This window comes from Clostridium thermopalmarium DSM 5974 (genome assembly GCF_002995795.1).
GTDB lineage: Bacteria > Bacillota > Clostridia > Clostridiales > Clostridiaceae > Clostridium_H > Clostridium_H thermopalmarium.
The window spans coordinates 52,306-59,065 of record NZ_PVXN01000054.1 but is presented as its reverse complement, the minus strand read 5'-3'; the positions used below and the strand labels follow the sequence as shown (position 1 = coordinate 59,065).

At 30.7% G+C, this 6,760-nt stretch carries 6 protein-coding genes and 1 pseudogene; 4 read left to right on the top strand and 3 right to left on the bottom strand.

Annotation, left to right across the window (positions count from 1 at the left end):
- On the top strand, positions 1 to 100 hold a 100-nt coding region (locus CPAL_RS14120), incomplete at its 5' end, for an IS3 family transposase (RefSeq protein ID WP_341458845.1).
- Here CPAL_RS14120 and CPAL_RS11135 read toward each other — a convergent pair.
- The gene (locus CPAL_RS11135; RefSeq protein WP_106024640.1) at positions 64 to 450 is read right to left on the bottom strand and encodes an ATP-binding protein; all 387 of its coding nucleotides are present in this window, start codon (positions 448 to 450) and stop codon (positions 64 to 66) included. The genes CPAL_RS14120 and CPAL_RS11135 overlap by 37 nt on opposite strands.
- Positions 451 to 561: 111 nt before the next feature.
- On the opposite strand from CPAL_RS11135, the gene CPAL_RS11130 reads away from it, so the two are divergent.
- Entirely contained in the window at positions 562 to 786 is a 225-nt protein-coding gene (locus tag CPAL_RS11130; RefSeq protein WP_242976313.1) for a helix-turn-helix domain-containing protein, read from the top strand.
- Positions 787 to 928: 142 nt separating this feature from the next.
- Here CPAL_RS11130 and CPAL_RS11125 read toward each other — a convergent pair.
- Positions 929 to 3,123, bottom strand: a pseudogene (locus CPAL_RS11125) (DNA topoisomerase III).
- A gap of 117 nt (positions 3,124 to 3,240) precedes the next feature.
- Complete coding sequence (locus CPAL_RS11120) at positions 3,241 to 4,497, bottom strand: chloride channel protein (RefSeq protein WP_106024638.1); 1,257 nt, start codon at positions 4,495 to 4,497, stop codon at positions 3,241 to 3,243.
- 205 nt (positions 4,498 to 4,702) lie between these two features.
- On the opposite strand from CPAL_RS11120, the gene CPAL_RS11115 reads away from it, so the two are divergent.
- Complete coding sequence (locus tag CPAL_RS11115) at positions 4,703 to 5,518, top strand: protein-glutamine gamma-glutamyltransferase (RefSeq protein ID WP_106024637.1); 816 nt, start codon at positions 4,703 to 4,705, stop codon at positions 5,516 to 5,518.
- Between the two features lie 252 nt (positions 5,519 to 5,770).
- A complete protein-coding gene (locus tag CPAL_RS11110; protein WP_061858953.1) occupies positions 5,771 to 6,715 on the top strand; it encodes a nuclease-related domain-containing protein in 945 nt (314 codons plus the stop codon).
- Positions 6,716 to 6,760: the final 45 nt, after the last annotated feature.

Sequence of the window (6,760 nt, the reverse complement as noted above, 5' to 3'; positions counted from 1 at the left end):
TGAATATATAGAATCCTGGTACAACAGAAAAAGGCTTCATAGCAGTATCGGTTATATGACTCCTCAACAGCTTGAAGATGCTTTAAGAAAAACTGCATAAAAATTTGAGTTTTTGTGTCTACTATATGGACATAAATCCATTACTCTTTTACTTTTAAAGTACGTTTTCGTACCTAACCCTTTTTCTCCTATACCGACTGACGCTTTATTTGAATCTCCTAGATTAAAAAACCTATGTATGTCTTCTATCTTCATTCCTTTTCCATCATCTTGGATCTCAATAACAAAATTACCACTAGTATTCCTATAAACTATTATAGATATATTTTTTGCCCCAGCGTCGTGAGAATTACTTAAAGCCTCTCTTATAACTTCTAGGGGATTTATAATATTTTGTGCTATTTCTTTAAATAACGATATATCTTTAACTTGTGGCTTGTATTTTTCCATAATATTCACCCGCTTTTAATAAAATTTTCATAATATGCGATTATCGCATATTATAGTATTTTCTTTCATTTAAAATCAATGCATAATATTTAAATTTTAAGGATGATTATTATGCTAGAAAGAAACATTATTGGGAAGAAAATAAAACGAATTAGACAATTAAAGGGAATTACACAAGATCAATTAGCCGCACGACTCAATATACAAGGAATAGAAATAGATCAAACTATGATTTCTAAAATTGAAGAACAGGTACGCGGTATCTCTGATTATGAAGTAATGGCTTTCTCAGTAGCTTTAGGTGTAAGTATTGAAGAGTTATTCGACGAGATGTAATTGTAAAGTAATTCCGAAACATCATTAAAGCTGAGGATTACCTAATATTTAATGGTTTATTTAAAAACAGCTTTACTATACATTTAATTGCAAAATAAAAAAGTTAGTAATGAATAGATCACTCATTACTAACTTTTCATTTTTAGTTTTTATCCTTAAATAAAGCCATTAAGTCCCCAAATGGATTATTTATATCTCTGTCAGCTTCCTTTTTCATTTTATTCATATAATTTTGAACATCTCTTTTATTTACCTTATCAGCTTTACTATTAAATCTCTTGCTAAAAGATGATGCTTTTTCTCTAAAGTTACAATTTGTATTTGTACAAATATATATTTGCCCTTCTCCCTGTCCCCTAAGCTCTAGTCTCTTTTGCATTCTGGACATCTTGCATTGGTAAACTTACTTACATTTTCTCTATGACCGCACTCTCTGTCCTGACATACATTCATTACTCCATGCTTACCTTTAACTTCTAACATGTACTTACCACAGCTCGGGCACTTCTTGCCAGTAAGATTATCATGTTTAAACTTATCACTACTTCCCTTAACATCTTGAACTAGTTCCGCTGCATATTGTCTCATTCCCTCTGTGAATGCTCTTGGATCTTTCTTTCCTTTACTTATAAGTTCTAACTCAAGCTCCCATTTAGCTGTCATTAATGGTGATTTTAACTCATCTGGTACAAGCTCTATAAGCTGCTTTCCTTTTGAGGTAGGAACTATTTCCTTTCCGTTCTTCTCTATATAGAACATATTAAATAACTTTTCAATAATATCAGCTCTTGTAGCAACGGTTCCTATTCCACCTGTTTCTCCTAGCGTTTTAGCAGAAATTTTATCTACTGCTACATATTTTTGTGGTTTTTCCATAGCTGATAGTAACGTACCTTCATTAAATCTTGCAGGTGGCTTTGTCTTAAGCTTTTTACTTTCAACTGAGGTTATATTTAACTTGTCACCTTCTTTAACTATCGGTAATACTTGACTATCTTTTTCATCTTCATCTTCTGCTAAGTCATCAACTCTATCGTATACCTTTTTCCAACCTTTTGATTTTATTACATTTCCTTTGGCTACAAAGCTTTCACCATTAATGTCAACTTTTATAGTGGTTTGCAAAAATTCATATGGTGGTAGCATAACAGATAAGAATCTCTTAACTACTAAATCATAAATATGTCTTTCTTCACTGCTTAAAAGAGCTATATTCCCTCTTTCCTCAGTTGGAATTATTGCATGATGGTCACTTACTTTGCTATTATCCACGAAGCCCTTATTTGCATTTATTTTACTATTTAATATTTCAGTTGCAAATGTCCTATAACTTCCTATAGAAATGGCCTTTAAACGTTCTGTTAATGTATCTACTATATCAGTAGAAATATATCTTGAGTCTGTTCTTGGATAAGTTAATACCTTATAATTTTCATATAATCTTTGCATTATGGATAATGTTTGTTTAGCTGAGTATCCAAAGATTCTATTTGCATCTCTTTGTAACTCTGTTAAATCATATAGTGCAGGTGCAAATTGCTTCTTAGGACTTTCATTAACTTCAACTACATTTCCCTCTTTACCTTTTGTTGCTGAAATAACTTTATTTACCTTATCTTCTCCAAAAATATTACTATTATTATTCTTATCTCTCCACTGAAGAATAAAACCCTTTGTCTTTGCATTTATTACAAAATAATCTTTAGGCTTAAAGGTTCTTATTTCTTCTTCACGATTAACTATCATAGCAAGGGTTGCTGACTGTACACGTCCTGCCGTAAGTTGTGCATTATGCTTACAAGTAAGAGCTCTTGTAATATTTAAGCCTACTACCCAATCTGCCTCTGCTCTGCATGCCGCTGCTTTATAAAGGTTATCATATTGCACTGAAGGCTTTAAATTTTTAAACCCATCAAGTATTGCTTTATCCGTTTGTGATGATATCCAGAGTCTCTTTGTAGGCTTATTAACTCTAGCTTTCTCTAGAATCCAACGAGCCACAAGTTCACCTTCACGTCCAGAATCTGTTGCAATAATAACCTCTGTAACATCTTTTCTATTAATTTGTTCTTTAACTATATTAAATTGCTTACTACTCTGCTTTATAACAACAAGTTTTAGTGGTTTGGGCAGCATAGGTAAATCCTCTAACTTCCAGCTCTTATACTTATCATCATATACCTCTGGATCAGCTAAAGTAACTAAATGTCCTAATGCCCATGTTACTATATATTTGTCTCCTTCTATATATCCATTTCCTTTTTTATTACACTTTAAAACTCTAGCTATATCCCTTCCAACAGAAGGCTTTTCGGCTAGAACTAGAGATTTTCCCATATGTATAGTTCTCCTCCCATCCATTATCTTATGTTAATTCTTATTTTACAAAAAATAAAATCTATATCCCACTTACATTAGTATATCACTAATTTAAATAGGATATAGACTTTGTTTTTATTTTGCGTTAATATTGATGAATTCAGCTTTAAGCTTAGAATACATTATCTTTTGGCTGCTGTAAAGGCCATAATATCCAGACATCATATAACTAACACTGCAGGCAATTGCAAATAATATAATTCCATGAGATCCAAAGAGTTCAATACTCAAAATAACAGAAGCTATCGGACTATTAACTACACCACAAAATAACGCAACTAGGCCAATTGCAGCCCCAAATCCCGGATCAATTCCTAAAAGTCCTCCAACTAAGCAACCGAAAGTTGATCCTACAAAAAAGGTTGGTACAATTTCTCCTCCTTTAAAACCTGTTCCAATAGTAATAGCTGTGAAAATTATTTTTAAAATAAAAGCTTCAGGCCTTGCTTCTCCAGCTATTGCCTTTGAAATTATGTCCATGCCTGCTCCATTATAATCCATTGAGCCAACAAGAGAAGTTAAAACAATTATTAATATCCCTCCTACAGCAATACGAAGGAACTCATTTTTAACTTTCTTTTTCATAAGTTCTTGAGTATTATGCATAATCATACATAATACTATGCTTACACCTGCACAAAGAACTGATAATACCATTATTTTTATTATAATAGGAAGAGATACTTTAGGTATAACCTTTAAAGTATATCGAACAGGCTCCACATTGAATAGTAAAGAAATGGTATAGGCTACAATAGAAGCTGTAATACAAGGTAGAAAGCTTGAATAATAAATTACACCTACACTAATAACTTCCATTGCAAAAAAAGTGGCAGTCAAAGGTGTTCCAAACAATGCTGAAAATACACTGCTCATTCCACAAAGTGTAATCAGGTGCATATCCTTTTCATCTAGACGAAAAATCTTACCTACTTGAGAACCTATGCTTCCTCCAAGCTGCAGTGCCGCTCCTTCCCTTCCTGCTGATCCACCTAATAGGTGAGTTATTACTGTACTCACAAAAATAAGAGGAGCCATAACAAAAGGAACTTTCTCATCAGAACGTATGGATTCTATAACCTGGTTTGTTCCTATGTTTACAGGCATCTTGCATAATTTGTAAAGCCAAACTATTATGATACCGCCAAATGGCAAAAGCATAATTAACCAATTGTGCTTTTGTCTAAAATATGTAGCAAATTCAACACTTACATGAAATAAGCTTCCTATACTTCCTCCAATTAAACCAATTACTGCTGCTATTAAAATCCACTTTAGAAAAGTAATCGTATAATTTATAGTTGATAAAAGCCTTTTCTTATATGTTTCCATAGTCCCCACCAAACGCTTATATATTTTTAACTTCTTTAAACAGTAATTATTACTATATTCATTTAAATTATATATCTATCAACTTATATAGTCAACTATATCAAAAAACACCAATTCCATATCTATTGTTTTTAAAAAAATTAGCAACTTATTAGTTATTTCATAGTATATAATGTATAGTTTTTCAATTAATAGGAGGATAGCAATGTTAATAATCTCCAATAAAATTATGAGCACTGATGACATAAACAAGCAATATAACTTAAAACCTCTTGAAGAAAAAATTGTAAACACTATGACCTCCAGTAACAAAATCTACAGATTTGATTCTCTAAAGGAACTAAAATTTGAACTAGATTTAAGGCTAAGTATTATTAAAGCTTCTAGGGATCTATATAAGAGCAATTTTAGATTTAGAGTATTTAAGGAGGCTAAATGCAATCCAAAATACTGGACTCTAACCTCTGAAGGAGGTTTTTTGTTAAAAAGAGGTGTAGAACCTTATGCTGCAATTGAAGACATATATTTGAATAGCTCCATGTACGGTACAGAATGTTCTACTGCTATAGTTATTCTTTATTATAAGGCTTTATTAGATATACTTCCTAGAAAACTATTTAATAGATTATTTGATCACATATACTTAATGAATTGGAAATACCTTGATGATGACCTTGGAATTGCAACCTATTCAAATGTTATAGATTATTTCCCAGGTGATTGTAGATATTTTAAAAATCCTGACGTAAATCCAAAAACTCCAGAATGGCAAGGGGAAAACGCCATAGATCTAGGAGATGGAACATATTATGGTCATGGAATAGGAATAAAAACTGCGAATGAAATAATTAAAGCTCTAAATGAAAATCGAAAAGAAGGCTCTACAAGATCCGCTTACTTAATGGACACCGCCACTAGATTAGACTTTAAATATCTTGCCAAAGAATACATTAAATTTGAATCTAGACTTATAATGTTAAGGCACTATCCTTTTGCAGCTAATTTTTTATCTATAAACTAAGTAGATTTGTAAATTCTAACTAAATTTTTTAATCAAATTAAAAGTGGGAGTAAGATAATTACTTTATCTTTTCCCACTATATATATGCTTCCATACATGGAAATTCATCAAAAAGCTATCCAGTAACATTTTAATAAGATATCAATTTTGTTTAAATTAATGTAAAATTAACTATATACATATAATTTCATAAAAAGGTATAAAATATTATTATTATGTGTTACTTACCAAAATAAAGAAGGAAGTGTTTAAATGAAATCCTTTGCCTTAAGACTATTTAACAGAGTTATAGGTCTTTTATATATTGTATCAGGATTATGTCTCATTAGGCTATCTATTAGTCGTAATCTATCTCCCGATGCTCCGTGGATGGTTATTCCCGTATCTCTTATATTAATAGGCTTAACTGTTTTTGTCTCTAGCAAAACGCCAGGCGAAATTATAAGTATACTTAAGGATTTTTATAAAGATAGAATAATTAGAGCAGCAAATAAAAGAATAGATAAGCAAGTTAAATATGCTCTTCAATGTTTAGATAAAGAAAAATTTAAAGTTATTGAGGATATTAGTCTAAAAGTAGATAACTTAGAACAACATTTCAATCACATAGTAATTAGCCCTAATGCTATATTTAATATTGAGGTTAAAACCTTATCTAATCCTATATTGGTTGATTCTATAGAAAATTGTATTAAAGACAATATGAATGAAGAAACTAGAGTTAGTAGCCTTGATTTACAATGTAGAAATTATAAAAAGGTATTAGAAAAAATCATTAATTATAAATATCCAATTATTGACGTAATTGCAATCAAAAATGATGTGTGTAACTCATCAAGAAATACTGATATCTCAGTTAAAGTTATTAATCATAATAGTTTAATTGATTTTATTGAAAATTATTCAGATGAGCAAAGTATAGATGATATAGCTAAAGTAAAAAATATATTATTTTCCTATAAAATTCACAGCAAAGAAAAAGATAATTTCATAAGCGAATTCTATAGCTTTAAATTTGAAAAGGAAAACTTCCTGTTTTTAATCATAGGAACAATGTTTCTTGCAGTTTGCATGAGAGGAATGGTTAATCTTCAGAAAAGGAACGACTATATAAAATCGATTAAAGTTCAGTACCAAGATAGCAACCTCGTTAATGAGGAAGATTTAATCATGCAAGAAGATAATAAAGCAATATAATTATATAAAAAAACTCAAGTTCAACTTATAAAAAAGCCCCAGTAA

What these genes read in the sequence shown, in the direction of transcription:
- CPAL_RS11135 (WP_106024640.1), bottom strand. Translation starts at nt 450, where the DNA reads ATGGAAAAATACAAGCCACAAGTTAAAGATATATCGTTATTTAAAGAA.
- CPAL_RS11130 (WP_242976313.1), top strand. Translation starts at nt 562, where the DNA reads ATGCTAGAAAGAAACATTATTGGGAAGAAAATAAAACGAATTAGACAA.
- CPAL_RS11120 (WP_106024638.1), bottom strand. Translation starts at nt 4,497, where the DNA reads ATGGAAACATATAAGAAAAGGCTTTTATCAACTATAAATTATACGATT.
- CPAL_RS11115 (WP_106024637.1), top strand. Translation starts at nt 4,703, where the DNA reads ATGTTAATAATCTCCAATAAAATTATGAGCACTGATGACATAAACAAG.
- CPAL_RS11110 (WP_061858953.1), top strand. Translation starts at nt 5,771, where the DNA reads ATGAAATCCTTTGCCTTAAGACTATTTAACAGAGTTATAGGTCTTTTA.